Raw genomic sequence first — 1,569 nt, forward strand, 5'->3', positions numbered from 1 at the left:
CCGCGAGGGTCTGCGGACGCCGCGCATGTACACGGTCGAACCCTCCCCCGGAGCCGGGCGGGACCGGTTCGGCCGCGGGAGCACACCCCGGTGAGCGGCGGGTGACCGGGCGCGGCACCGGAAACTCCCCGCCCGTATCGTGGCACGCCAGCATCTGGCCTCCCCACCCGAGAAAGGGTTCGTGCGCGTATGCCCACTGACACCATGACGTCGACCAGCCCCCGGAAACTGGTGGTCACCGGCGGGGCCGGCTACATCGGCAGTGTGTGTGCGGCCCGCCTGCTGGAGGCGGGACACGAGGTGACCGTGGTGGACGACCTGTCCACCGGCCACGCGGATGCGGTACCCCCCGGCGCGCGGTTCGTCCAGGGGGACGCCGCCGAGGTCGCGGGAACCCTGCTCGCGGAGGGCTTCGACGGGGTCCTGCACTTCGCCGCGAAGTCCCTCGTGGGCGAGTCGATGCAGGACCCGGGCACCTACTGGCGCGGCAACGTGCTCACCTCCCTCCGGTTGCTCGACGCGATGCGCACCCACGGCACACCGCGGCTCGTGTTCTCCTCCACCGCCGCGACCTACGGGGAGCCGGAGACCACGCCGATCCCCGAATCCGCCGCCACGGCACCCACGAACACCTACGGGGCCACGAAACTCGCCATCGACCACGCGATCACCAGCTACGCGCGGGCCCACGGCCTCGCCGCCGTGAGCCTGCGCTACTTCAACGTCGCGGGCGCCTACGGCGGCTACGGCGAGCGGCACGCCGTGGAGACGCACCTGATCCCGCTGGTGCTCCAGGTCGCCACCGGGCACCGGGACAAGGTGCAGATCTACGGCGACGACTACCCCACCGAGGACGGCACGGCGGTCCGGGACTACATCCACGTGACCGACCTGGCCGACGCCCACCTGCGCGCCGTCGAGCGGGCCGTGCCCGGTGAACACCGCATCTACAACCTCGGCAACGGCACGGGTTTCTCCGTCCGCGAGGTGATCGAGGCGTGCCGCCGGGCCACCGGACATCCCATCCCGGCCGCCGTGGCCCAGCGCAGGGACGGCGACCCGGCCGTGCTCGTGGCGGCAGGCGAACGTGCCCGGGCGGAACTCGGGTGGACACCCCGGCACACCGACCTGACCGGCATCGTCGCCGACGCGTGGGCCTTCACCCGGGACCGCCCGGGCGCGACCTCCTAGGACCGTCGCCACCGTCATCGTCCCGTGGCCCCGGCCTCCCCGGGGCCGGTGGTTCGTCGGCGGACGGTGGTTCGTCGGGCGCCGGTGGTTCGTCGGGACACAGCGGTCCGTCGTCGACCGTCGTGGCGAGCCGCGCCAGCGTGTCGGGGGGCAGCGCGTGGTCGAGCGCGCGGGACAGCAGCTGGGCGAGCACGTGCTCGGGATCGGCCTCCAACGCCTCGGACAGCGCCATGCCGGCGAGGACGCCCTCGCCACGGACGTACGCGGAGTAGGCCAACAGGGTCAGCGGACGTGCCCGGTGGGGGGCGGGGGTGTTCCGGCTCAGCGCCAGCCAGAGGCGCTCGGCCGCGGCGGCGCGGGCTCCGCCCGACGGCAGCG

2 protein-coding genes are annotated in these 1,569 nt (G+C 73.9%); one reads left to right on the forward strand and one right to left on the reverse strand.

Annotation, left to right across the window (positions count from 1 at the left end; all coding sequences use genetic code 11):
• Positions 1-189 precede the first annotated feature (189 nt).
• Positions 190-1,191, forward strand: coding sequence for a UDP-glucose 4-epimerase GalE (gene galE / locus ACTIR_RS0113440; protein WP_026454671.1), 1,002 nt, complete (start codon positions 190-192; stop codon positions 1,189-1,191).
• Here galE and ACTIR_RS23270 read toward each other — a convergent pair.
• Positions 1,160-1,569: DUF4192 family protein (locus tag ACTIR_RS23270; protein ID WP_034239994.1), on the reverse strand; the 410-nt coding region annotated here is incomplete at its 5' end. The two genes, galE and ACTIR_RS23270, sit on opposite strands and share 32 nt — an antisense overlap.

The sequence above is a fragment of the Saccharomonospora iraqiensis subsp. iraqiensis genome (genome assembly GCF_000430445.1).
Taxonomy (GTDB): Bacteria; Actinomycetota; Actinomycetes; order Mycobacteriales; family Pseudonocardiaceae; genus Saccharomonospora; species Saccharomonospora iraqiensis.